This window comes from Lunatimonas sp. (assembly GCF_020832325.1).
Lineage (GTDB): Bacteria > Bacteroidota > Bacteroidia > Cytophagales > Cyclobacteriaceae > Lunatimonas.
The window spans coordinates 87,529-111,242 of record NZ_JAFIEU010000010.1; the positions used below are offsets into that span (position 1 = coordinate 87,529).

Sequence of the window (23,714 nt, forward strand, 5' to 3'; positions counted from 1 at the left end):
GGCAGCACTCAACGGTTAAACTGATACCTGAGTTGCAGCGTAGTTTCTGAAAGGGTGTTTCCATCGATTTCCTGAAGGCCTGTACCGATACGACTTCTATCGGTATAGGCTGTTCTTGCCCATCGCCCCCATACCGTCAACTGCCGGTTGATGCGACATTGCCCCAGCAGGTAATACCGCATCCCCTGACCAAAATAATTGGGTGCCGAAAATGCCCAGAGCACGTTCTTTTCGTATACATACTGCCGGTTGTCAAAATCATCGGTATCGAAGAGTGCAAATCGCCCGCTAAGACTGAATCGCTCCCAAGAAGCCTGTATGTCCTGCATCACCACAAAGCCGTTTGTCTTACGCCCGGCAAAATCAAAGGTGCTGAACTGCACCCTAGACTTCATGCCCCATACCCGACTAAACTGTCGGTCTAGACTGACCACTCCGTTTCGTTTGGTGCCGGCCATAAGCCGGTAATGATTTTCTTCCTGATCTCCCGACAGGAGGTTTCGGTCCTTCACTTCCTCTCTCCACTGCAGGAACACCTGGGTATTCCGGTCGGGCCTAAAGCTCACCCGTGTCAGCCACTCGTGCCCGCTGGAGGGCGCATAGACTCTAAATCGCATCCATGGAAACCGGAAAGCGTCATAGTAAAAGGACCAAGACCACAACCGGCTGGGGCGGTACTGTAGACCAAGGTACATACCCGATTCGTTGATGGGGCGGGACCCCTCGGCGAAGGCATTTCCATAAAAGCTGTGAAAATGCCGTTCATACTTCCGCCAAAGAAAAGATGCATCCATCTTGCTGCTTAAGCTTGCCATCAGCCCCAGCACGGACCCTGTTCCGCCACTTTTGGACAGGGCTGTTTCACCAAAGAAAAAGTAATTCTGGTAATTGTAGGAAAAGTAGGTGCTATGCACGTGATTCTCACGGCCACGAAATTCAAAGGAATTGTAAATCCTGGGATTGGGCAAAAAGGGCTGGCTGTAGCTGGTGTGAAGGGCATTGACCCCCCACTGGAAGTTGCGATCCAAGCTGCGGTACTGCACATTCCCTCCCAAGTTACGCTCTCTTCCCTGCGCCTTTGCGGCTATTTCGGAGGGTGTCCGGTGCAGCCCACTTCGTAGCAGAGAAGAGAAAAAACCCGTTTCCATGTCCAAACTATCCGTTTGAATCTGAAGTCTGGCATCCCGGGGCGTGTCGCCAACCATGACGGTCCACTCCCAAAGCCCCGTCTGATAGGTCGCCGCAGCACCTCGGAAAAAACCAAACTCCAGAGCGGAAGTATACGGTCGCACACCCAGTGAACTCCGGCGCACGGTCGTGATAGTCTCTGCCCCTTTGCCAACACCAAAACCCGCACCGAATACTAACCCCTGCCCAAACTGCAATTGATAATCCCCAAATGTCAGGGTCTTCCATCTACCCCATTGATAGCGAGTGAAATGATAAGAAAGAAAGTTGAACCCGTACCTTTTTGTGTTTGGATCCCAGACAAAGGATTCCCCAGCATCCTTATCCGCTGTAAAGCCCAAGCTGAAATCTTTGGCATGTTGCACTCTAAACCTCAAATAGAGATCGTTTGGATCACCCAAATACCTCGTGCTCAACCTGCCCCCACTCAGGGTATCGGGAGGAGTAAAACCCCGTCGGGTCTCCCAAACCCGTCTGTGCCGAACGATCAGGTAGGCATCCCGCTCGCTTTTAATGCGCTGCCATAGCGGTCCTCCACGGCTGACCCCACTTTGATCCAAGGTCACAAAGGGAAGCATCTTTTGCACCGTCTCGAGATCCCAATCCGGGATAGTCTGTAACTCGTACAGGGAAACCAAGGGGCCTACCTGCTCTCTGTATTCCAAAAAACGGGCTATCTGCAGGGGACTTAGAATAAACAGGGAACTGAGCTCTTCGGCATAAGTCCTATTTAGCGAGATGGGGTTCAAATACAATTGGAGAAGATTTTCGTAGAGGTCTTCGTAGTCCATATCATCCTCCTGCATGGCAAAGAGCTCCTCCACAAAAGCCTCCATATCAATTTCCGGTCTGAAAACCTGCTGCGTATACCCCTTCGGACTGCATGGAAGGATCAGAAGCAGCCAGCCCATTCCCAAGAGAACTCTTCTCATGGTTCGTTCCACAGTAAGTTAACGGAAAAATGATGGGTAAAACCCAACTGATGATGCTGATTCACCGCATAATCGAAGCGGTACCTCCCTGGTCGAAAACCAATACCAAAAAACAACTGTCCCGGATGGGTGTGCACCCCTGTACGGAGATCAAGACGCTCCTGTATGGAGTATTCCAACCCAATCTTTATCAACGGATCCAAATAGATTTCCTTTTCTGTCTCCGCATTGATAGTCAAAAAGTCCGTTGGACGATAGGATATACCTGCCTTCACGATAGTGGGGAGGTATTCCTGGGTGATCCTGCTTAATCTAGCCCTGCCAAGATTGTAAATGTGTGCGCCAAACAGCACCTGAGGTCCCAGTTCTGCCACTCCTCCCATCTCAATCAATGGCGCCGCGCCTCGGCCAAAACCCTCAATGTTGGTTTGAAAATACGTAAGCTTCGCTCCCAAGCTAGCGATTCCCAACGTATTGGAATAACCCAAGCCAATAATCTGCTGGTTAAAGTGCGCTGCCCCGTAGGTTCCTAATCCAATTCCCCAAGCGCCGGAATTGGTCTTCCATACACCTCCCGCACCCAAAGTAGTAAGCTCTTCCAATCCCAAGCGGTGATCATATCCCACAAAAACCTGAGAATCGTCCACTTGCGCCAAAGCTCCAATATTGTTAAATACTGACCAAGCGTCGGTCAGTGTCACATGGGCATGGCCCATACCTAGACTCCTGGCACCCCTCGGGAGCACCTCAGTCCCGTTTTGTCCGTTGGTAGCCAGCGGTATAGTTAAGAGCAACCCAAATATTACCAGCTTTAAACTTCCCATAAAAATGAAGTTTGGTCAAAAAAGGAAACCCAGATGAAATATAATACAAAAAAATAGCTTACAAAACCAAAAAAGAGAAAATTAAAAGGGGGCCTTCATGTTAATAAAGAAATTACCCATACCTTGGTCATTGATGGAGTATTCAAAACGTATTACAGTATCGTAAAGCGTCACGAGGTCAAGTCCTACCCCATAGCCATACAGGTACCGGTTGGTGAGGCGAAGATTCTCTGGGAGTCTATTCCGATCGTTGACATATCCATGGTCAAAATTGGCACTTATATAGGCTTTGAAGGGAAATACGGCAAACTCATCGATGGGCATGTAGGAAGAAATGTCAAATGCCACGTTGAGTAGTTCAAAACGCAGGCTGTTTTTATGTACAGCGAGCTGTTGTCCCTCTATCACATTCACCTCATACCCCCGGATAAAATCGGGCTTGTAACCCACACCCCGAACCAACGTGTAAGGCTGCCGTGGACTCAAAAAAGCAGAGGCTGAAAGGCCGCTCGCCAGATGAAACTTCCCTCCTAGCGGCAAATACCGGTTTGCGATTAACGTGAATTCCGTCTCATTGATGTTGTCACGGGAGAAGAGTCCGTATTTGTTTACACCCATGCTCAAGTATTCCCCATCTGTGGCGTAGGCATTGTTGTCCCGCTTATCGTGACGGTAGTTGTACGAAGCGAAAAAATAGCTGAGCCGGGTTCCGTTTTGGGGAAAATAGAAGGGGTTTTGCAGCAGCACGTCTTCGTGGATCGTGCTTTGGTGGTATCCAAATGCTGCCGAATGAAAATTATAGTAGCTGCCTCTATAGGAATAACTCAGCAACGAATTCATGGCTCTCCGGAGTACGTCTTCGTTATCGTTGGTGTAAAACACCTGTCGATTGTCACTGGAGCGTACGGCAATGGTCTTATTGGTGAAATAATTGAAACGAGCAGAAAGCCCATGCAACTGCTTTCTGTCTATGTATGGTTTGCTATACTGAATATCAAAGGCTTGTGTAAACCCCAATTGCCCCACCAACCTCAGCTTTTCGTTCCTTCCTCCCACGTTATTGTGGTCCAGCTTGATGCCGTAGTTGACGCGGGAAAAATCCCTGTTTTGGTTGATCCACCACTCTGAAAAGTTACGGTCGGCCAACGTAAAAATCACACTGGGCAGAATATACCAACGCTCTGTAACAGACACCAGCACCTCTACCTGATTGTCTGCCACAAAATACGGCTTGATATCCACTGTATTGAACAGCAACAGGTTGTAAATTTTCTTTTGATCCGCTGTGAGCATCGCCACAAACTCCTCCCAGTCGTAGGTAACTCCCTCGGTTATGTCCATCTCACGTGAAATGATGTTTTTCCGGGTCTTCTCGTTGCCCACGATAAAGATGGCATTTACTGTCACCTGCTTGGGCACAGTAATGTCTATCTCCTCCAAATCTGACTGAATTTGGGCTGCCGCACTCAGGGGAAGGAATGAAACCAAGCCAAACAGGCAAATGATCTTCAGCAACATATGGTCTGCATAAAATTTCAATCGTATCCCTATTTTATGGACATACTAGAACTAAACCATCAAATAAAGGATTTAGTATACAAACGGCCAAAAGTTGAAAGAAGTAATCAAGAAAATCGCCATCTTTCCGATACTGGTATACCAATACCTCATCTCCCCGCTTTTTCCACCCTCCTGTAGGTTCACGCCCACCTGCTCTCATTACATGAAGGAAGCCATTTCCAGACATGGAGTCCGCAAAGGAGGCTGGTTGGGCATTAAGCGCATAGCCAAATGCCACCCTTGGGGCGGACACGGGCACGACCCCGTACCCTGAATCCGGAATCTTCCTGTTAACTCTCTACCCTGCCGGATGGTTTGGCATACGGAGGTGTACCCTTTTTTATGGAGTAAATGATCAAAGCGATGCCTGCCAACACCAGCGGGATACTTAAGGCCTGCCCCATGTTAAAAGTGAGCGATTCTTCAAAATCAACCTGAACCTCCTTCATGAATTCCCAGATAAACCGCATCCCAAAAACGGACACCAAAAATATCCCTAGATACAGCCCTTCCGGGATTCTGGCCTGATACTTTCTCCAACCGAAATACAAGGCTAAGAATATGACGAAATAAGAAATTGACTCATAAATCTGCGTGGGATATTTGGCTATTCCAAAAGTCCGCACGGTCACCAAGTAATGATCCCCTTTGTCGGCTACCGAAAAATCCAACGGTGAAGCACTATCCTCAGCCAAGTATTTCTGCGAGCTTCTAAAGCGCGTCAGGGCATATTTCACGTCCCGGGCGATCGCTTCATTCAACTCAACCTCCTCATATCCTCCCTTCGCCACACGAAGGTCGAAATTTACCGGTACGATCCCGTTGCCTTGTAGCTCATCGGTACGATCCGTTGGCTTATACGCCTTCACTTCCTGTAGTGGAAGCTTTAGTGTCTCTAGTATTTCCTCTGCATCACGGGCAAACACAAAACCACTGTCAGTACCGGTTGCTTTACCACCAATTTCTGAGTTCATTAGGTTGCCGACACGGATCATTGCTCCCGTCATCGCCACAACGATCACAATCCTGTCCACCACCCAGAGATAGTTTTGCCCGGGGGTCTTGCGGGCATATAGCCAAAGCGCAAAAAGGATCCCTAAAGCTGCCCCGTGACTGGCAAGTCCTCCTTCCCATACCTTCAGGATATCAATCGGATTACTCAAATACTTGTCTGGTTCATAAAAAAGTACATGGCCCAACCTAGCACCCAAAATTGTAGCCAAGACCATGTAAATCGTGAGTCGGTCTACCAATCGCTCATCGTGTCCCTCCTTACGGTAGATATACATCATAATCTGCTGGGATATAATAAATCCCAACGCAAAAAGCAGGCTGTACCACCTCAGACGCTCAAAACCAGAAAAAACGGCGGGATGGGGACTCCACACCACATACGATAAAACCGACTCCATCATGATCATTAAATTTTGGCTAAAATAACACTATTATCAGTCTAAACCGTCCAATTCCTTCAATTCCTCCTCATAACCTCCGGATAGAATTGGGAAGCGATACCATGTCTTTGGATCTACGTTAAACTCATCCAAGTGGAACGAAGGGGCCAACCGCTCTCTTTTCCATTGATTTCTGGACCAGAGCCGGAAAAACTTGGCTACATAGCTTTTCAACAGGGCGGAATCCAACTCCAGCTCTTCGCTGAGTATTAGGTACACATCCAAGGGACTGCGTCTGTCACGGATCGCAAGCCGCTCTATCGCAACGATTACAGCATAGGGCATGAGGTCATCCTCATCGGTCTGCTTGTTCTCCAAGGGTCGAAGTTCGGCGGAAGGCTGCAGCCCATTCACGCCCATTAATCCCTCATAACCTAAGTCCTTTTCCGCCCACTGAAGCCACTGAAGGATGAAATGCTTATCTACGGCTGCAATAGGGGAAATGCTACCGCTGGTATCGCCATCCATCGTTGCATAGCCCACATCTCCCTCGCTTCTATTGGATGTGGTCAGCAGAAGTGCATTTTTGATATTGGCAAGCATCCAGATAATGGGCGATCTGGCCCTCGCCTGTATATTTTGGAGGGCCAGATCATCTGCCTCCCAAGTAAGTTTGCGCCCTAGGGCATGCTCGATCTTTCGGGTGTAGGAGGCTACCTCCTCGGAAATACTCCACTGATGAAACACTGCACCAATGCTTTCCGCCAACATCCGCGCACTTGCCAGTGTGGCCTCGGAAGAGTTTTCCGTTCCCTGGTAGGCTACCGTAAACAGCACGCTTACCACTTCCCGGATCGAACTATTTGCATTTAATGGGGCCCCTAGACGAAGTTTTTGGAGGAAACGCTCCATGCCCAATTCCGCCACGCCCCTTCGGACCATTTCTGCCACCAGTACCGCAATGGACGAGGAGTCTGCCCCGCCACTGAGGGAAAGAACAAACCCTCCACTGCGGCTCTTTCTCAAATAATCAAACAACGCAAGGGCAGCAGCCCTGGTGAATTCTTCGTTCTTATGGTGGGCGGGCTTTAAACCGCCATTAGGCATTTGCCCTTTTTCAATCCGATAGGTAAGCAGTTGATGACTAGAAAAGGAAAGGAGCTCATTTTTCATTAGCAACTTACCGTTCTGAGCCAGTAAAACCTCTCCGTCAAAAATCATTCTCCCGGATTCATTACCCAGTAAGTTCACATAAAAATAGATAACATCCAGCGCTTGGGAACTCTCCTTCACCAAGGTTTCCCGCTGCCGGCTTTTTCCCATAGCAAAATGGCTGGCACTGGGATTGAGAATGATGTCTACTTTCCTATCCTTAAGACGAAACCCAGGACGTTGATCTCCACGCCAAGCGTCTTCACAGATTTCCAAACCGACTTTAAAACCATCCACGGTAAACACCAGGTCACCCAAAGGCACTTCCTCCCCGAAAAAATCGAAAGTAATAACCTCTCCGGCCTTCCAAGGCGTAAACCACCGATACTCATAGTGTACGCCATCTATGGCCAAGAATTGTTTGGCAACGAACCCCATCAGTTGTTGGTCTTCTACTATTGCCACACAGTTGTACACCTGCTGTCCTACCCGTACAGGAAGGCCCACACAGACGGTAATGCCCTTCGTGTAGGGCAATAGCTTCCGTAGGCTGGAAAGCGCCTTTTTAGGGTACCAGTAGCTCAAAAAAAGATCTTCGCTGCCGTATCCTGTTATACTGAGCTCTGGTAAACAAAGTAAACGCACCTGGTGTTCATTGGCCTCTCGGATGGCGGACACCAAGTTCCCCAGGTTTCCTTCCCAGTCCAAGGGCGTTTGATTAACTGTCGCACCGCCAAGTTTGATAGATGCCATAGGGGTAAGTAATGGGTAGTTAGGATAGGTAATGCAGGTTAGATGGGCATTTGAAGTTTCTCACAGGCTAGTTTAGCAGCCTCCTGCTCCGCTTTCTTCTTTGTAGGGCCTTTGCCCTCCGCAAACGACTGCCCATCCACCTGTAATTCAACAATAAACTCCTTAAATCGTTGTGCGCCGGACACTGAAATTAGCTTAAAATCAACTTCTTTGTTGTCGCGCTGTGACCACTCGATGATTTTACTCTTAAAATTGGTAGTGGTGTTGATGATATTATCGATGTCAAAGTGAGGCAATATCAGCCTGCGGCAGACAAAAGTACGGCAAAAGCGATATCCTCGGTCTAAATAAATGGCGCCGATCAATGCCTCTAATGTATCTCCGTACATGGATTTAAATGCAAATGGATTTCTGGACGCAGATCCTGATTCTACAAGGCTAGGGAGGCCCAGCTTCATTCCCACATGGTTTAGAGACTCCCTGTTCACGATCCGGGACCGTGTCTCGGTCAAAAACCCCTCGTCCCGGTACGGGAATTTCATAAAAAGATACTCGGCTACAATGGTACCCAATACCGCATCTCCCAGATACTCTAGGCGCTCGTTAGAGATCTTTATACCATTTTTCAGCTCTTCGGCCGCCGAAGCGTGCCTGAGTGCAAGCCGATACAGGGATAAGTTTAAAGGCTTGCTCCCCACTATCAATTTGATAGCGGAAGCAAGCCTTTTATCTTGTTTACTATATCCAAGCTCGTGAATCCGCAGTAAACGTAAAACCCTCAAATTTACTCGGTTAGTTTTTTAAAGATGATCGAGCAATTGTGCCCTCCAAATCCAAACGTGTTGCTCAATGCAGCATTAATAACGCGCTCTTGGGCTTTATTAAAGGTTAAATTCAATTGGTTATCCAGCTCGTCGTCGTCGGTGAAGTGATTAATAGTTGGGGGTACCAAACTATTGTTCATGGCAAGGATACTTGCTATAGCCTCTACAGCCCCTGCGGCACCTAGCAAGTGTCCAGTCATGGACTTGGTACTGCTAATGTTCAAGTTGTAAGCATGCTCGCCAAAAACCTGCTGTATAGCCCTTACTTCGCTTAGGTCTCCAAGTGGAGTAGAAGTTCCATGTACATTTATATAATCAATATCCTCTGGATTCATCCCTGCATCTTCCAGGGCAAATTTCATCACATTCGCCGCACCTCTCCCTTCTGGATGGGGAGCGGTCATGTGATAAGCATCTCCTGTCATACCGCCTCCTACGAGTTCAGCGTAGATTTTGGCACCTCTGGCTTTAGCATGTTCATATTCCTCCAGGATAATGGCTCCTGCACCCTCCCCTAACACAAATCCATCTCTGTCCTTGTCAAAAGGTCTGGAAGCAGTTTCGGGAGAATCATTTCGTTGGGAGAGCGCCTTGAGCGCGTTGAACCCACCAACTCCCGCTTCCGTAACGGCCGCTTCCGACCCACCTGTGATGAAAATATCCGCTTTTCCCAAGCGGATGTAGTTGAAGGCATCAATTAGCGCATTGGTAGCAGATGCACAGGCAGATACCGTAGCGAAGTTTGGCCCTTGAAACCCGTACTTGATAGAGATAAAGCCTGCGGCGATATCTGCAATCATCTTAGGGATAAAATAAGGGTTAAATCTCGGTGTTCCATCTCCGGTGGCAAACGAAGTTACTTCGTCCTGAAACGTCTTCAGTCCCCCGATTCCGGAACCCCAAATCACTCCGGCTCTCACCAGGTTGATTTTTTCCAAGTCAATTGCTGAATCCTGCATGGCTTCATCCACTGCAATCATCGCATACTGAGCGTATGGGTCAATTTTCCTGGCTTCCTTTCGGTCAAGATGGTCCTCCACATGAAGGTTTTTCACCTCACAGGCAAACTGCGTCTTGAACAAGCTGGCGTCAAACCTGGTAATAGGCGCAGCACCACTCACCCCTGACGACAAACCCTTCCAAAATTCAGGAACGGTATTACCGATAGGTGTGAGGGCACCTAAACCTGTTACAACTACTCTTCTTAAATTCATAGAATGATTTTAAGTATGGATTATTTTACGTTAGCCTCCAAATAGCTAACCGCCTGACCCACAGTACCGATTTGCTCAGCTTGGTCATCGGGAATAGAAATGTTGAACTCCTTTTCGAACTCCATGATAAGTTCTACCGTGTCTAGGGAATCAGCGCCCAGATCATTGGTGAAGCTAGCCTCAGGAGTAACTTCAGACTCTTCTACGCCCAATTTATCAACGATAATGGCTTTTACTTTTTGTGCAATTTCAGACATTTTGTGATCAGTTTAGTTAAAACACTCCGCAAAGAAAATTATTTAAAACCTTAATGTCAAAAAAAAAGACAGACTAAATTTAAGAACTTCCCCGCAAAGATAGAAGTTGAGATAAAATTTCTAACTTTGTTTTTTTAAATTCTTCCTAAATGAAGAAAAGCAAACTCCTGATTGAGTCAACATACGATTTTGATCTTTTAGGCCTTGTAGCTCCCTTGAAGGACTATAAGATGGCTTGGATGATCAATAACTGCCTCGGTTTGGAGTTGAAAAAAAGTGCGGATTACACCATGGAATTTACCAACCAGCCTACGCTGATTATTTCTCAATACCTACTGGAAAAAGATTTCGGCTTTATCCAATTGTTGCGAAATAAGTCATATCCGTTGGCAGGACAGGCCCGATTTCTGGTCCCGGAACTGAAAATCATGGATTACTTCCTGTTATTTCAGGATAAGGCGGATGGGTTGGACCTAAATATGTATATTGAGCGCCTTTCAAAATTAAGGGGCGTTCAGAATGTCGTAAAACTGGATATCACCAAACTGAAATCAAGGGATAACCTACTAACTTATTAAACACTAAAAAAAGTAAAATGAGAGTACCTATCTACAACAAAACAAAAATTTTGGCCACGGTAGGGCCTGCGAGTAATAATGAAGAAGTGTTGACCGAGCTGGCTATGGCCGGTGCCGACGTATTTAGGCTGAACTTTTCGCACGGCAACCACGAAGGACACAAAAATGTCGTAGAAATCATCCGCAAGATAAATAAAGAACACAACCTGACCATCGGTATTCTACAAGACCTTCAAGGCCCCAAGATCCGTGTAGGCGAAGTGGAAAATAACGGCGTAGTTATCAAACCGGGAGAGCAGATCACCATCACGAATGACCCGGTGATAGGAACCCCCAGCCTAGTAAGTACCGTCTATCAAAACCTCCCCAATGATGTGGTGCCTGGAGACCGGATCCTGATCGATGATGGAAATCTGGAACTAGTCGTACTGAGTACCGATGGAAAAAACGTCATGTGCACCGTGGTGCATGGTGGGATTTTGAAATCCAGAAAAGGAATCAACCTGCCCAACACCAGAGTCAGCGCCCCCTCACTGACGGAAAAAGACTTGGAAGACTTGGAATTTGGGCTGGAAAACAACGTGGATTGGATAGCCCTTTCGTTCGTGCGATCTGCAGATGATATTACAGACTTGAGAGAGCGAATCGAGCGCGCGGGCAAAAACTGTAAGATTGTAGCAAAAATCGAAAAACCAGAGGCGCTGGAAAATATCGATGCCATTATTGCGGCGACAGATGCGATCATGGTAGCTCGGGGAGATTTGGGCGTAGAAGTACCTATGGAAGTCGTGCCACTTTGGCAAAAGACCATGGTAGAGAAATGCAAGCAAGCAAGCAAGCCGGTAATCATAGCTACCCAGATGATGGAAAGTATGATCGTCAACCCTCGTCCTACCCGTGCAGAGACCAACGATGTCGCTACCGCAGTATTGGACGGTGCAGATGCGGTGATGCTCTCCGCGGAAACAGCCTCCGGAAAATACCCCATTGCAGCGGTGAAAGCCATGACCAGCGTAATCGGTTACATTGAAGAAAATGGAGACATCTACCACAACCTCTACAAGATACCGGAAGACACAGATAGCTTTCTAAGCAATAACCTATTGCTGATGGCCAGTAGGCTTTCCAGAAACGTAAAAGCAAAGGCTATCGTAGGAATCACTACGTCGGGGTTCACAGGGTTCCGGCTTTCCTCGCATCGCCCCTCGGCCAATATCTTCATCTTTACCAGCAATGCATCACTGATCACCCAGCTCAGCCTGGTGTGGGGTGTGCGGGCCTTTTTCTACGACAACCAGATATCCACGGATGCCACCTTCCAGGATATTCAGGATATCCTAAAGGATAACAATCACGTGTCCGAAGGGGATATTATCATTAATACAGCCAGTATGCCATTGAAGTCGAAGGGTAGAACCAACATGCTAAAAATTCATCAAGTAACCTGATGCACATTCCCAAGTATTGTGCTACTAGGCAGCCTCTTATCGGGCTGCCTTTTTTATATCTCAGATTCTGGCCCTTGGGGCTGTACCATTAACACCTTCTCCCGGTCGACCATGACCGCTCCCGGTGCAGATCCCTTTACTTTTCTCACAAACTTCACGGGTGTATAGATGACAGGACAAAGACTGTCCGTTCGGCTCTTAGAATAATATGCAGCCAATGCGGCTGCTCGCTCGATGACCGACTTGGGAAAAACTGCCCCTGCCCGATGCTTTACTATCACGTGCGAGCCGGATACACCCTTCGCATGAAGCCATAAATCATCCTTCCAAGCAAACCTCCTCAACATCTCGTCGTTGGCTTTGGAGGATTTCCCTACCAATATGTCATAGCCTTCCACAGAAAAGCGCTTAAAAGGCATTGGCTCCTGCTGTTGCTTTGATTCTGCCAGCAATCCCTTTTCCTTCATAAACACTCGCAGAGCTTTGTGATGATCCAGTTTCAACGCCTCCCCTAAATCCTTGGTTAAAACTTCCAACAACGCCTCCTTTTCCTGCAGGTTTTTCTCGAGTTGCCGCAGCTCGATTTTCCTATTCTTTGCTTTGCGGTACAGGTTTTCCGCCTGCCTCTGGGGTGAAAGATCTCTCTTTAGATGTATGATGATGGTTTTATCTTGATAAAAATCATATAGCTCCACCTGTTCTGTGCCAGCTGGAATCTGATGCAGATTGGCCATAATGATATCCGCCAACTGTCCAGGCGAGGTTTCTGACTCCAACTCACCCAACTTATCATAGGTCTTTCGAAGATAGTTTTCAGTCTTTTGTAGGTGGTCCCGCAGCGTTTTCACGAGCTGCCGTTTCTCCATTTCAAAGCCCTGCCGGATGACCGCTTTCTGAAAATAGGCATTGCAGGCTGCTAAGGGATCCTCCGATGAAAACTCCGCATCGGGACAGGGCAGCAGCGTAAGAAGGTACTTTTCTTCCTGTCTAAAAATGGAAAATAAGGGAGCCTCCAGCAGGTCTATTACCTCTTGCATCAACCGATACCGCTGGTCCTGCTCCAGTTCCAGATACCCCCTATCTTTCAGCCATGCTCTGGGCAGCTTTCCCAAGGTCGGCAAAAACTGGGCGGCGTTGCCTTGTAGTTGGTCAAACCGCTCCTTGGTTAAAGCAAGTGACTGATCCAAGGTCCTTACATCCAATGTAGCATCGTCTCTCAGTGCGTTTCTAAACAAAGATGCCGGCAGGCTTGCCCCGGTCGGATAATAAAGCACATTGCTCCTACTCCCGTGCATCTTGAATACCAACTGTGATTCTCCTTCAAATCGTATCGCAAACGACCGCTCAAAAGCAAAGAGGTGAACCGAAGAAACTTCCTGTCCCAAAATCTCAGGAAATAATGTCACATTATTCCGCTTACTCCTTTTAAAGTCTATCGGAAAATAAATACAGGTAGCCGATGGCAATTGATGTGCTACCATGTAGAAAGGCGGAACCTCCGCTCCCTCAAACGATAACACCAACTCATCTTTGTTTTGGCTAAAACAGGCAGTCAGCCGTAAACCCTCCAACCGAGCATGAAGCGCAGGACAGAGGAACTTAAAAAAGTGGTAATTTAGGTGCATAATCAAAGAGTGAGTTGAAGCCCATCGTAAGCGAGAGAGATATCCCTTGGCAACATTTTCTCGATTTGCCCCACCGTCCCCAGTCGATGGCTGATATGGGTAAAATAGGTGCGCTCTGGCTGAATGAGCGCTACCATTTGAAGAGCTTCTTCCAAGTTAAAGTGTGAAATATGAGGCTGAATCTGAAGAGCATTTAGAACAAGCACCCTGCATCCCCTTACCTTTTCAATCTCCGTGGGTGCTATTTTATTGGCATCAGTAATATACACAAAATCCCGAATTCGGTAGCCAAAGACGGGGATCCGATGGTGCATGACTTCTACCGGAGTAATACGTACCCCCTGTACGTCGAAAGGCTGATTGGTAATTTCATGTACCAGTACTCCTGGTACACCGGGGTATTTCTTAGCCGCAAACACGTAGGAAAACTCCTCTTTCAATTGATTGATTACCTTGGCGGTCCCATAGATGGGAATATCGCCTTCCTGCTTGTAATTGAATGGACGTATATCATCCATACCTGCCGTGTGATCTTTGTGTTCGTGGGTATAAATGACCGCATCTAGCCTTCTGATTGATTCGCGCAGCATCTGGGCCCGAAAGTCCGGCCCGGTGTCAATGACAAAACTGCGACCCTGCACCTCCAAATGAATGGACGATCGTAGTCGTTTGTCTCTAAAATCAAGTGATTTACATACCTCACAGTCACAGCCGATCACCGGAACCCCCTGAGAAGTCCCTGTTCCAAGAAAAGTAACCTTCAAAGCTTTAATTCGGTTTGTTGTAATTCTGCCAAGAATTCCTGGGCCTTTTTGTCTTCAAATGACTTAGGGTTCAATTGCAACTCTTTAATAATATCCAGCAGCGCATTGATCTTGCCCTCTAAGGTGAAGTATTTGTTTACGATGACTACTTTGGTGTTTTTTAAAATGCAATAGCCGGACTTAAAATTACCTTTTTCGTATCTGAGGTGATAGGCAGATTGTGCGAAAAGGTTTTCGATCTTGTCCAAGTAAGTTTTGGTATACTTTATGGCCATACCCTATTTATAGGCATATTTCCTTACTGTAGATAGCAGCAAATCATAATCTAGCGGCTTTTGCACATAATCGTCCATACCCACTTGGATAAAGTCGTCCAGCGTGAAGTTCTTGTAGTTGCCTGTGATGGCAATAATAGGAATTTTGGACTTCTTCTTATCTGGAAGCGCTCTAATCGCTTGGGTGCAGGTAATGCCGTCCATGACGGGCATGTTGATATCCATTAAAATCACATCGAAATCTTCGTTCTGAAGTTTTTCCAAGACCTGCTTCCCGTTCTTTACGGACGTTATGATGTAATTATCAAATGCCAACACATTCTTTGTCAGATTGATGATTACTGAACTGTCCTCCGCCACCAACACTCTTTTGGATTCACTCATATTTATCGAATAGTTTATTGTTTAACAATTTTTCCCGAAAACGCTCTAGACTCTTCTCCAAGGAAAAATAATGTTCCTCGGCGTTTTCATAACGCGAACTCTTTATGTCTGATTCAAAGTTGGCTGATATCTCAAAAACATCGTTGATACCCAAAGTGCCCGAATTTCCTTTGATGATATGTAACTTTTCTCCAATTTCATTAAAATTCTTTAAAATTAGCAATTTTTTTATTTCTCCGACTAAATTATCTGCTTCTTCTATGAAATCTACGTAAACAGAACGGATATTTTCCAAAGAATTAAATTTCAACAATTGCCGAATCACAGAGTCGTCCAAACTACCCGTCGTCTGAGGTGTCATTTCGGTCAGGGAATCGCTGGGTTCCTGCGCTTCTAAATGAAAGCGAATCGTTTCCAACAAATCTTTGGGCTTTACAGGTTTGGCAATGAAATCGTCAAAGCCCGTAGACAAAAAATACTCCCTATCAGCTTGGTTTGAATACGCCGAAACCGCTATGACCGGCTTTTGGGTGAGGTTATCTTCCCGTATCTGCTTGAGGGCTGATATACCGTCCAAACGCGGCATTTGTATATCCATCAACACCAAGTCGTATTTGCCTGCCTTCAGTTTCTCGATTGCTTCTAATCCGTCTACAGCAGAATCAAATGAATAATTATGCATGAGAATATTTTCAAAAACCTTCCTATTCAACGCATTATCATCTACTATGAGGACTATTTTATTTTTCATGTCTAAAATTTATTAATTTAGCCGCACTTCTCCTAATAATTCCTTCCGCTTGAAGCAGCAAACAAACACACTTTTGATCATTTCGGGTCCAACCGCAGTAGGCAAAACCGATTTATGCATAAATTTAGCCAAAAAATTTAATACTTTTATCATATCCGCAGACAGCAGACAATTTTTTAGGGAAATGAATATAGGGACTGCCAAACCAGCCCCAAATCTGCTGGAAATGGTACCGCACCATTTCATCAATAGCCACTCTATTCACGATTCCTACGATGTTCGGCGCTATGAAACGGAGGTTCTAGAACTACTGAAACAGGAATTCCCCACCTACAATCCCATTATTTTAACGGGAGGATCGGGCCTTTACGTCGATGCGGTGGTCTATGGACTGGACGTGATGCCGGATATCGATCCCAAGTGGAGAGAGGAGCTAAACGACTTGTTTCGCAAGGAAGGATTATCTGTCCTGCAAAATCAACTGAAGTCAATGGATCCAGACTACTACGCCATCGTGGACCTTCAGAACCCACAACGGGTGATTAGGGCTCTAGAAGTTTGTATGGGAACCGGCAAGCCCTACAGTAGCTTCCGTATAAAAAAAAGCGCTGAACGTCCCTTTCATATCCTTAAAATAGCCCTGATTAGAGACCGGGATGAACTGTATCAGCGGATTAACCTGCGGATGGATCAAATGATAGACGAAGGACTTTTTGAAGAAGCAAAAGAACTGTATCCCTACCGACACCTCAATGCGCTGCAAACTGTAGGCTACACCGAAATATTCGGATATATGGATGGGCTGTACGATCGGGAAGAAGCCATCCGATTACTGAAAAGAAATTCCAGAAGGTATGCCAAGCGGCAGCTCACTTGGCTTAGAAAAGATCCGGACTACCATTGGTTTCACCCCGATGCATTGAATGAAATAGAGTCATTTATCCTGAATCAGATAGCCCGGTGACCGAATAATTTTGCCACAAACGCATAGGGCTTCGTCTGAATGAGTTGCATATAGTTGTGGCGCTCCCGTTTTGCGTCCTGTAGGAGCAACCTTACTTTCTCCAGATCCTCGGAACGGATTGCTGTACCGACTCTCATTCGCTGGTAATGGCCTTCTAACGCTTTAAGATCTAAGGGCAGCGGTGTGGTTGGCGAATGGCCAAGCAGCACGTGTAAATCTGCCAATATGGCCAAGTAACGCTTTTTTTTCACCCCCATATTGTAGTGCACAAGTAGGGCAAACAGCGAAACGAATCCTCCCAGTGTAATGAAAATCGGCACAAATCCCATAATCTATCTTTTAAATACTCAATATTTCCTGCAACCTCAGGTAATCGTTTTTAAGGGGCTTGTCCTTAGAGATGCAGTCAGCAAATGGCGTATACACCACCTGATCATTGATGACTCCAGCCATACAATTGGATTCCCCTTTCAACAAGCCCTCTACCGCAGCCAGCCCCATCCTGCTACCTAGCAGCCTGTCTTTGGCAGTAGGGTTACCTCCGCGTTGGATGTGCCCCAGGGTAGTTACTTTAAACTCCTTTTCTTCGTCGTTAAAACTAGCTTTTACTCTTTCCATGATTTGAGCTGCGTCGCCGCATGGAAGCCCTTCGGCAACGATAATGATACTGGAAGTCTTTGACTTTCGGAGTCCTTTCAGCGACTTGACCACATCTTCGATAGTCGTCTTGGTTTCGGGGACCATCACCAGTTCTGCGCCTCCACCTATTCCGCATTCAATCCCTATATATCCGCTGTCCCTACCCATTACCTCAATAAAAAAAATCCGATCGTGCGCGGCTGCCGTATCCCGTATCTTGTCAATGGCCTCCATGGCCGTGTTTACCGCCGTATCAAACCCAATGGTATAATCCGTACCATAGATGTCGTTGTCTATGGTACCGGGACATCCTACGGTCGGAATACCGTATTCCTCAAAAAAAAGCTTGGCTCCGGTAAAGGTGCCGTCACCACCTATCGCCACCAATCCCTCTATGCCGTGCTTGGATAATTCCTCGAAGGCCTTCTTTCGCCCCTCTTTCGTCCTAAATCCCTCACTACGCGCCGACTTAAGAATGGTGCCTCCTCTCTGTACGATATTACTAACCGAGTGGGAAGCCATTTTCTTGATGTTTCCACCAATCATCCCGTCGTACCCATATAATATTCCAAACACGTCTAGCCCGTGATAGATACCTGTACGTACAACGGACCTAATACAGGCATTCATGCCTGGTGAATCTCCGCCTGAAGTAAAAACTGCTATTCTCTTCATAATTAAGTTAGGTTTGATCGTAAAATGGAGGCTAGTTAATCGCCCATGCCGTCAAAAAAAGGATGATTGGTTAAAATCATCCTTTCAGTTGTCAAACGGCTTGTTGCTCTTTCGATTTCCGGTTTCGTTCATTTTCATCCAGATAGATCTTTCTCATCCGGATACTTTTGGGCGTTATCTCCAGATATTCATCTTTTTGGATATATTCCATCGCCTCCTCCAGTGAAAACTTTTTCGCCGGGGCGATCTTGGTATTTTCGTCCGAGCCAGAAGCCCGCATGTTCGTCAGCTTTTTGCCTTTTTGAACGTTCACCACGATGTCATTGTCACGGGTATGCTCACCAATTACCTGACCTCCGTAAAGTTCCTCTCCTGGATCGACGAAGAATATACCCCTATCCTGCAATTTATCAATCGCGTAGGCGGTACATGCGCCTCCCTCCATAGAAATCAAAGAACCGTTGATTCTGCCTGGTATCGTTCCTTTGTATGGTTCGTAGGCAGTGAATCGGTGATTCATAATCGCCTCCCCCTGCGTAGCCGTTAGCACGTTGTTTCGCAGCCCGATCAATCCTCTGGAAGGTATCTTGAACTCTAAATGCTGCAAGTCTCCCTTTGGTTCCATTACCAGCAATTCCCCCTTACGCTGAGTTGCCAACTCGATTACTTTTCCTGCGGTGGTCTCCGGAACATCTACCGAAAGGGTTTCGATGGGCTCGTGGCGCTGGCCGTCGATGGTTTTAAAAATCACCTGCGGCTGCCCTACTTGTAGCTCGTATCCCTCGCGCCGCATGGTTTCTATTAATATGGACAAATGAAGGATTCCCCTTCCGTACACCAAAAACTTATCCTCGGAGTCGGTAGTCTCTACTTTCAATGCCAGGTTTTTTTCCGTCTCTTTAAACAACCTATCCCTAAGGTGCCTCGAAGTTACAAACTTACCTTCTTTGCCAAAAAACGGCGAATTATTGATGGTAAATAGCATGTTCATGGTTGGCTCATCAATGGAAATACGCGGCAATGGTTCCGGGTTTTCCAAGTCGGCCAAGGTATCGCCGATTTCAAAATCATCGATACCTGTAACAGCGCAGATATCTCCGGCCATCACTTCGGAAACCTTCACCTTACCCAGCCCTTCAAACACGTGTAATTCCTTCACTTTCACCTTTTTCAGGCTGCCGTCTGATTTACACAGTGTCAGTTGGGCATTTTCTTTTATCGTACCCCTTTTTACTCTACCGATGGCAATCCTGCCTACAAAGTTGGAAAAATCCAAGGAAGTGATCTGCATCTGTAGGGTACCTTCTTCAATCTTTGGCTCCGGTATACACTCCACAATGGCATCGAGGAGCGGAAGGATAGAATCCGTAGGGTTTTGCCAATCAGGTCCCATCCAGTTTTGCTTGGCCGAACCATACAGCGTATGGAAATCCAGTTGCTCCTCTGTGGCGTCCAAGTTAAACATCAGGTCAAACACCGCCTCATGAACTTCATCGGGACGGCAGTTTTCTTTGTCAACCTTATTCACGACCACAATAGGGGTCAAACCAAGTGCCAAGGCTTTGCCAAGTACAAAGCGCGTCTGTGGCATAGGACCCTCGAATGCGTCAACAAGCAGAATTACGCCATCCGCCATCTTCAGTACACGTTCCACTTCTCCGCCAAAGTCGGCGTGACCAGGAGTATCGATGATGTTGATTTTTACGTCTTTATACCTGACCGATACGTTCTTGGAAAGAATGGTGATTCCCCTTTCTCTTTCCAGATCGTTGTTGTCCAGTATCAGGTCCTCAAATTGCTGGTTTTCCCGAAAGATCTTAGATGCGTGGATGATCTTATCCACGAGTGTTGTTTTGCCGTGGTCTACGTGAGCGATGATCGCTATGTTACGGATACTCTGCATGTTGATTTTTTATTAAGGTGCAAAAGTAAGAATAAAATTCGGAAAAAAGCTTGATCTATCCATGGAATAAGATTTTTCTAACATAAAAATCCTCATTCAAAAATTTTATAGCATTATTTAACAAAAACACCATGCAAAAATAACGTATCAAAACCACTTTTCAATACAGACCGAATGGTGTACGGTGCGGTGGAAGGATATATGACTGGATTTTTCTAAATTTGCACTATGCTTTCAATCAACAACCTGTCCTATTTCATAGGAGGACGAGCCCTGTACGAAAATGCCTCGCTACATATCCGGCCAAAAGACAAAATTGCCTTGGTGGGCCAGAATGGTACCGGAAAATCCACTCTCCTAAAGATCATTAACGGGGATTTGGCCCCTAGCAGCGGTGAAGTACAAAAATCCAATGACTGTACCATCGGCTTCCTAAACCAAGACCTGCTGTCCTATCAATCCGAGGACAGCATCCTGGATGTAGCCTTGGAAGCGTTCAAGGAGACACTTGCCCTACAAGCTGAAATAGATAGGGTATTGGAGCAGATGGAAACAGACCACTCGGACGCGATCATTGAAAAGTTAGCAAACCTACAAGATCGGTTTGAAGCACATGAGGGGTACACGATCAAAGCCAAGGCGGAAGAGGTACTGGAAGGCATCGGTTTTTCAACATCCGACTTGTCCCGCCCCTTAAAAACCTTTTCCGGAGGCTGGCGCATGCGGGTGATGCTGGCAAAGCTGCTTTTGGAGAAACCCGCACTGCTGATGCTGGATGAACCAACCAACCACCTTGACTTGCCGTCCATTCAATGGGTAGAAAACTACCTGAAAAACTACGAAGGGGCCGTCGTAGTGGTTTCTCACGACCGTACTTTTTTGAACAATGCAACGGAAATCACCGTCGAAGTATCCAGGGAAACCCTTACAAGCTACGCTGGCAATTACGACTATTATAAAAGGGAAAAGGCTGGACGCGAAGAAATCCAGCAAAATGCCTTTGAGAATCAGCAACAGATGATCAAGCAAACCGAGAAGTTTATCGAACGCTTCCGGGCAAAAGCTACCAAGTCCAACCAGGTTCAGTCCCGTATCAAAGCCCTTGAACGCATGGACCGGGTATCGGAAGTAGTAAGTGATGAGGTTTCGGTAAATTTCAAATTCAAATTCACCCAGCGATCCGGCAGGGACGTGGTGGTTTTGGACAATGTATCCAAGGCTTACGGAGCCATACAAATCCTGAAAAACACCAGCGCAAGAATCGAGCGTGGCGACAAGATTGCGTTGATAGGAGCAAATGGGAAGGGTAAATCTACGCTATTGCGGATCATCGATGGATCCGAAAAAATCGAAGGTGATCGAGAGGAAGGGTACAACGTCATCAAATCGTTCTTCGCTCAGCATCAGTTAGAGGCCCTTGACATTAACAACGAGATCCTGCAGGAACTGGCTCAGTCCGGCAGCAAAAAATCAGAAACCGAGCTAAGAAACGTATTGGGCTGTTTTCTTTTCACCAACGACGACGTCTTCAAAAAAATCAAAGTCCTTTCCGGTGGTGAAAAATCCCGCGTTGCATTGGCGAAGACGATGATCTCAGAAGCTAATTTCCTGCTGTTGGATGAACCTACCAACCACTTGGACATGCAGTCAGTAAATATTCTGATACAGGCACTACAGCAATACGAGGGCACTTTCGTCACCGTATCTCACGACAGGCACTTTATCAAGGGTGTAGCCAACAAGATCTGGTACATAGAAGATCAGGAAATCAAGGTCTATCCTGGATCCTACGACGAGTACATCTACTGGTCAGAACAGCAGGCCTCCAAACCTGCCAACACCACAGAATCCCCCAAGAAAGAGAAAAAAGAAGTTCAGCCGGTAAAAACCGTCGATCAGGTAGTTCAAAATCAGCTGAAAAAAACGCTGAAACAGAAAGAAAAGGAACTGGAGGCCCTAGAATCCAACATCAGTTCGCTGGAAAATCTCAAGGTAAAACTGGAAAGCCGTCTGGCAGATCCTGAGATTTACGAAAAAACGACCGAACTCGAAAAACTAAACAAGGAGTATCAGGCGTTATTGGATAAAGAATCCACCCTCAACGATGCGTGGGAAGAATTGGCCGGCGAGGTTGAAAAATTACAAGCTGAACTCGTTTGAGGCTACCATACCCTAAATCCACCTAAAACAACAAACCTATGGTCCTACGCGCCCTCATGCTTCATTTGATTGTATTGCTGATACAGGCCAGTGCGGTTGCGCAGACACCCTTTGAAGACAAGACCTTCGACGAAAATATTCAGACCGTAAGGCTCTTCCCCGCCTCTGCTGACGTGTCCAGTCAAACCAATCCACCGGTTATCTCCCTAAATGCACCGGCACCTTTGGTGTTGACCTTTGACGATATCGCCTATGAAGCCGATCTATACTCCGCAAAGATCATTCACTGCAACGTGGATTGGACACCGTCCAGGCTCCGGGAGGCCGACTACCTCTCACAGTTCAATGAATTTAACGTAAACGAATACGAGTACGGGATCAATACCCGCATTCCCTACATCCACTATACCTTCCTGTTACCCCGCGTAACCAAGACAGGCAATTACATCGTCAAAGTGTATCGCGGACGAAACGAGTCAAACACCGTAATTACCAGAAGGTTTATGGTTTTTCAAAATCAGGTAAATATCGGGGCCAGCGTGGTGCCACCCAGTAATACTGCGGATAGACAGTCTTCCCAGCAAATCGACGTGGTAGTCAATTATTCTAATCGGGAACTTTTGGACCCGACCAACAATACCAAGATCGTGATCCGTCAAAACCAACGCTGGGACCAAGCTATCTACGGGCTGAAGCCCACCTTTATCCGGGAAGACCTGAGGCAAATCGATTACCGCCTTTTTGACGGAAGCAACACTTTTCAGGCCGGAAATGAATTTCGGTTCGTAGACCTACGGTATGTCAGAACACGAGGACGCAACATCGCCTCGGTTAAAATGGAGGAAGACGTGGTATTTGCGGAGGCAGGTGTCGACGAAAGCCGAAAGGGGCAGGGATACTTGGAGTATTTGGATCTAAATGGTCAATTCGTCATCATGAATGTGGAGCGCCAAAACCATCATTTGGAGAGTGAATACATTTTAGTCACCTTCCACTTAAAATCACCAGAATTACCCCAGCCTCCTTACATTTTGGGGGCATTGACACAGTGGGGTGCAAGTCCGGATGCCCAGATGGCGTATGATCGGCAAAAACAGCACTACCAAGCAACGCTTTTTCTCAAACAGGGATGGTACGACTATCAGTTTGGGTTGAAGTCCGCGGACGGTTGGAACACGGAGCCTTTTGAAGGTTCGCATTTTCAAACGGAAAATGAGTACGAAATTTTCTTCTATTACCGGGACATGGGCTCGCGCTACGATGAACTCATCGGCTACACGGTATTGAACCCAAACAAACGAAGGTTCTAAGCAATCGAGTAGGAAGATAGGGATTAGTTCCCTATCTGTCCTCTCACACCACCCTGCGTACCGTTCGGTACAGGGCGGTTCTTTAAGTTTTGACTCTAACCTTTTGGTAGTAATCTGATAAGAACACATATCCTGCTTGC

At 46.7% G+C, this 23,714-nt stretch carries 22 protein-coding genes; 6 read left to right on the plus strand and 16 right to left on the minus strand.

The window, feature by feature from the left end; all coding sequences use genetic code 11:
- Nucleotides 1–8 precede the first annotated feature (8 nt).
- The 3 genes from JJU34_RS03130 to JJU34_RS03140 all read right to left on the minus strand — a co-directional run bounded on the left by JJU34_RS03130 (nucleotide 9) and on the right by JJU34_RS03140 (nucleotide 4,483).
- Nucleotides 9–2,120 carry a helix-hairpin-helix domain-containing protein gene (locus JJU34_RS03130; RefSeq protein WP_228690872.1) on the minus strand — a complete coding sequence of 704 codons (2,112 nt, stop codon included), beginning with the start codon at nucleotides 2,118–2,120 and terminating at the stop codon, nucleotides 9–11.
- Nucleotides 2,117–2,944 carry a hypothetical protein gene (locus JJU34_RS03135; RefSeq protein ID WP_366512668.1) on the minus strand — a complete coding sequence of 276 codons (828 nt, stop codon included), beginning with the start codon at nucleotides 2,942–2,944 and terminating at the stop codon, nucleotides 2,117–2,119. Before JJU34_RS03135 ends, JJU34_RS03130 begins: the two co-directional genes overlap by 4 nt.
- An 81-nt stretch (nucleotides 2,945–3,025) precedes the next feature.
- A complete protein-coding gene (locus tag JJU34_RS03140; RefSeq protein WP_366512669.1) occupies nucleotides 3,026–4,483 on the minus strand; it encodes a BamA/TamA family outer membrane protein in 1,458 nt (485 codons plus the stop codon).
- 73 nt (nucleotides 4,484–4,556) lie between these two features.
- On the opposite strand from JJU34_RS03140, the gene yidD reads away from it, so the two are divergent.
- Nucleotides 4,557–4,778, plus strand: coding sequence for a membrane protein insertion efficiency factor YidD (yidD, locus tag JJU34_RS03145; protein ID WP_228690873.1), 222 nt, complete (start codon nucleotides 4,557–4,559; stop codon nucleotides 4,776–4,778).
- A gap of 16 nt (nucleotides 4,779–4,794) precedes the next feature.
- On the opposite strand, the gene JJU34_RS03150 is transcribed toward yidD, so the two are convergent.
- From JJU34_RS03150 to JJU34_RS03170, 5 genes are read right to left on the minus strand one after another with little or no spacing between them, the layout of a single operon-like run.
- Nucleotides 4,795–5,919: a prolipoprotein diacylglyceryl transferase gene (locus tag JJU34_RS03150; protein ID WP_228690874.1), complete on the minus strand. Its 1,125-nt coding sequence runs from the start codon at nucleotides 5,917–5,919 to the stop codon at nucleotides 4,795–4,797.
- A gap of 33 nt (nucleotides 5,920–5,952) precedes the next feature.
- Complete coding sequence (locus tag JJU34_RS03155; RefSeq protein WP_228690875.1) at nucleotides 5,953–7,803, minus strand: nitrilase-related carbon-nitrogen hydrolase; 1,851 nt, start codon at nucleotides 7,801–7,803, stop codon at nucleotides 5,953–5,955.
- A gap of 38 nt (nucleotides 7,804–7,841) precedes the next feature.
- Complete coding sequence (gene rnc, locus JJU34_RS03160; RefSeq protein ID WP_228690876.1) at nucleotides 7,842–8,585, minus strand: ribonuclease III; 744 nt, start codon at nucleotides 8,583–8,585, stop codon at nucleotides 7,842–7,844.
- Between the two features lie 2 nt (nucleotides 8,586–8,587).
- A complete protein-coding gene (fabF, locus tag JJU34_RS03165; protein ID WP_228690877.1) occupies nucleotides 8,588–9,841 on the minus strand; it encodes a beta-ketoacyl-ACP synthase II in 1,254 nt (417 codons plus the stop codon).
- Between the two features lie 20 nt (nucleotides 9,842–9,861).
- Nucleotides 9,862–10,098: an acyl carrier protein gene (locus tag JJU34_RS03170; protein ID WP_010855324.1), complete on the minus strand. Its 237-nt coding sequence runs from the start codon at nucleotides 10,096–10,098 to the stop codon at nucleotides 9,862–9,864.
- Nucleotides 10,099–10,247: 149 nt separating this feature from the next.
- On the opposite strand from JJU34_RS03170, the gene JJU34_RS03175 reads away from it, so the two are divergent.
- A complete protein-coding gene (locus tag JJU34_RS03175) occupies nucleotides 10,248–10,676 on the plus strand; it encodes an IPExxxVDY family protein (RefSeq protein WP_228690878.1) in 429 nt (142 codons plus the stop codon).
- Between the two features lie 17 nt (nucleotides 10,677–10,693).
- Entirely contained in the window at nucleotides 10,694–12,124 is a 1,431-nt protein-coding gene (pyk, locus tag JJU34_RS03180; protein WP_228690879.1) for a pyruvate kinase, read from the plus strand.
- Between the two features lie 53 nt (nucleotides 12,125–12,177).
- Here the strand turns inward: pyk and JJU34_RS03185 are convergent, their stop codons facing one another.
- Genes JJU34_RS03185 through JJU34_RS03205 form a run of 5 tightly spaced genes read right to left on the minus strand, consistent with a single transcriptional unit; the run spans nucleotide 12,178 to nucleotide 15,923 of the window.
- Nucleotides 12,178–13,749: an NFACT RNA binding domain-containing protein gene (locus JJU34_RS03185; RefSeq protein ID WP_228690880.1), complete on the minus strand. Its 1,572-nt coding sequence runs from the start codon at nucleotides 13,747–13,749 to the stop codon at nucleotides 12,178–12,180.
- 2 nt (nucleotides 13,750–13,751) lie between these two features.
- On the minus strand, nucleotides 13,752–14,513 hold the full coding sequence (locus tag JJU34_RS03190) for an MBL fold metallo-hydrolase (RefSeq protein WP_228690881.1): 762 nt from the start codon (nucleotides 14,511–14,513) through the stop codon (nucleotides 13,752–13,754).
- Nucleotides 14,510–14,788, minus strand: coding sequence for a hypothetical protein (locus JJU34_RS03195; protein WP_228690882.1), 279 nt, complete (start codon nucleotides 14,786–14,788; stop codon nucleotides 14,510–14,512). The genes JJU34_RS03190 and JJU34_RS03195 overlap by 4 nt, the downstream gene beginning before the upstream one ends.
- A gap of 3 nt (nucleotides 14,789–14,791) precedes the next feature.
- Nucleotides 14,792–15,172 carry a response regulator gene (locus tag JJU34_RS03200; RefSeq protein ID WP_228690883.1) on the minus strand — a complete coding sequence of 127 codons (381 nt, stop codon included), beginning with the start codon at nucleotides 15,170–15,172 and terminating at the stop codon, nucleotides 14,792–14,794.
- Nucleotides 15,165–15,923 carry a response regulator gene (locus JJU34_RS03205; protein ID WP_228690884.1) on the minus strand — a complete coding sequence of 253 codons (759 nt, stop codon included), beginning with the start codon at nucleotides 15,921–15,923 and terminating at the stop codon, nucleotides 15,165–15,167. The genes JJU34_RS03200 and JJU34_RS03205 overlap by 8 nt, the downstream gene beginning before the upstream one ends.
- A 49-nt stretch (nucleotides 15,924–15,972) precedes the next feature.
- Here JJU34_RS03205 and miaA point away from each other — a divergent pair, with 49 nt between their 5' ends.
- Entirely contained in the window at nucleotides 15,973–16,887 is a 915-nt protein-coding gene (gene miaA / locus JJU34_RS03210; RefSeq protein ID WP_228690885.1) for a tRNA (adenosine(37)-N6)-dimethylallyltransferase MiaA, read from the plus strand.
- Here miaA and JJU34_RS03215 read toward each other — a convergent pair.
- The 3 genes from JJU34_RS03215 to typA all read right to left on the minus strand — a co-directional run bounded on the left by JJU34_RS03215 (nucleotide 16,872) and on the right by typA (nucleotide 20,104).
- Nucleotides 16,872–17,216: a hypothetical protein gene (locus JJU34_RS03215; protein WP_228690886.1), complete on the minus strand. Its 345-nt coding sequence runs from the start codon at nucleotides 17,214–17,216 to the stop codon at nucleotides 16,872–16,874. The two genes, miaA and JJU34_RS03215, sit on opposite strands and share 16 nt — an antisense overlap.
- A gap of 10 nt (nucleotides 17,217–17,226) precedes the next feature.
- Nucleotides 17,227–18,201, minus strand: a complete 975-nt coding sequence (pfkA, locus tag JJU34_RS03220; RefSeq protein WP_228690887.1) for a 6-phosphofructokinase — start codon at nucleotides 18,199–18,201, stop codon at nucleotides 17,227–17,229.
- Between the two features lie 91 nt (nucleotides 18,202–18,292).
- Nucleotides 18,293–20,104 carry a translational GTPase TypA gene (typA, locus tag JJU34_RS03225; protein WP_228690888.1) on the minus strand — a complete coding sequence of 604 codons (1,812 nt, stop codon included), beginning with the start codon at nucleotides 20,102–20,104 and terminating at the stop codon, nucleotides 18,293–18,295.
- Nucleotides 20,105–20,332: 228 nt separating this feature from the next.
- Between typA and abc-f the strand changes: the two genes are divergently transcribed.
- Together abc-f and JJU34_RS03235 are read left to right on the plus strand one after the other, a co-directional pair.
- Nucleotides 20,333–22,264 (plus strand): ribosomal protection-like ABC-F family protein, encoded by a 1,932-nt coding sequence (gene abc-f / locus JJU34_RS03230; protein ID WP_228690889.1) that lies wholly within the window; start codon nucleotides 20,333–20,335, stop codon nucleotides 22,262–22,264.
- 38 nt (nucleotides 22,265–22,302) lie between these two features.
- The gene (locus tag JJU34_RS03235) at nucleotides 22,303–23,574 is read left to right on the plus strand and encodes a DUF5103 domain-containing protein (RefSeq protein ID WP_228690890.1); all 1,272 of its coding nucleotides are present in this window, start codon (nucleotides 22,303–22,305) and stop codon (nucleotides 23,572–23,574) included.
- The last annotated feature ends 140 nt before the right edge of the window (nucleotides 23,575–23,714 follow it).

Excerpts from the sequence above, each read along its gene's own strand:
- JJU34_RS03135 (WP_366512668.1), bottom strand. The coding sequence starts at position 2,944 with ATGGGAAGTTTAAAGCTGGTAATATTTGGGTTGCTCTTAACTATACCG.
- pyk (WP_228690879.1), top strand. The coding sequence starts at position 10,694 with ATGAGAGTACCTATCTACAACAAAACAAAAATTTTGGCCACGGTAGGG.
- JJU34_RS03235 (WP_228690890.1), top strand. The coding sequence starts at position 22,303 with ATGGTCCTACGCGCCCTCATGCTTCATTTGATTGTATTGCTGATACAG.
- JJU34_RS03170 (WP_010855324.1), bottom strand. The coding sequence starts at position 10,098 with ATGTCTGAAATTGCACAAAAAGTAAAAGCCATTATCGTTGATAAATTG.
- typA (WP_228690888.1), bottom strand. The coding sequence starts at position 20,104 with ATGCAGAGTATCCGTAACATAGCGATCATCGCTCACGTAGACCACGGC.
- JJU34_RS03155 (WP_228690875.1), bottom strand. The coding sequence starts at position 7,803 with ATGGCATCTATCAAACTTGGCGGTGCGACAGTTAATCAAACGCCCTTG.
- JJU34_RS03205 (WP_228690884.1), bottom strand. The coding sequence starts at position 15,923 with ATGAAAAATAAAATAGTCCTCATAGTAGATGATAATGCGTTGAATAGG.
- JJU34_RS03130 (WP_228690872.1), bottom strand. The coding sequence starts at position 2,120 with ATGAGAAGAGTTCTCTTGGGAATGGGCTGGCTGCTTCTGATCCTTCCA.
- JJU34_RS03185 (WP_228690880.1), bottom strand. The coding sequence starts at position 13,749 with ATGCACCTAAATTACCACTTTTTTAAGTTCCTCTGTCCTGCGCTTCAT.
- abc-f (WP_228690889.1), top strand. The coding sequence starts at position 20,333 with ATGCTTTCAATCAACAACCTGTCCTATTTCATAGGAGGACGAGCCCTG.
- JJU34_RS03195 (WP_228690882.1), bottom strand. The coding sequence starts at position 14,788 with ATGGCCATAAAGTATACCAAAACTTACTTGGACAAGATCGAAAACCTT.
- JJU34_RS03200 (WP_228690883.1), bottom strand. The coding sequence starts at position 15,172 with ATGAGTGAATCCAAAAGAGTGTTGGTGGCGGAGGACAGTTCAGTAATC.
- JJU34_RS03150 (WP_228690874.1), bottom strand. The coding sequence starts at position 5,919 with ATGATGGAGTCGGTTTTATCGTATGTGGTGTGGAGTCCCCATCCCGCC.
- JJU34_RS03215 (WP_228690886.1), bottom strand. The coding sequence starts at position 17,216 with ATGGGATTTGTGCCGATTTTCATTACACTGGGAGGATTCGTTTCGCTG.
- JJU34_RS03175 (WP_228690878.1), top strand. The coding sequence starts at position 10,248 with ATGAAGAAAAGCAAACTCCTGATTGAGTCAACATACGATTTTGATCTT.
- fabF (WP_228690877.1), bottom strand. The coding sequence starts at position 9,841 with ATGAATTTAAGAAGAGTAGTTGTAACAGGTTTAGGTGCCCTCACACCT.
- pfkA (WP_228690887.1), bottom strand. The coding sequence starts at position 18,201 with ATGAAGAGAATAGCAGTTTTTACTTCAGGCGGAGATTCACCAGGCATG.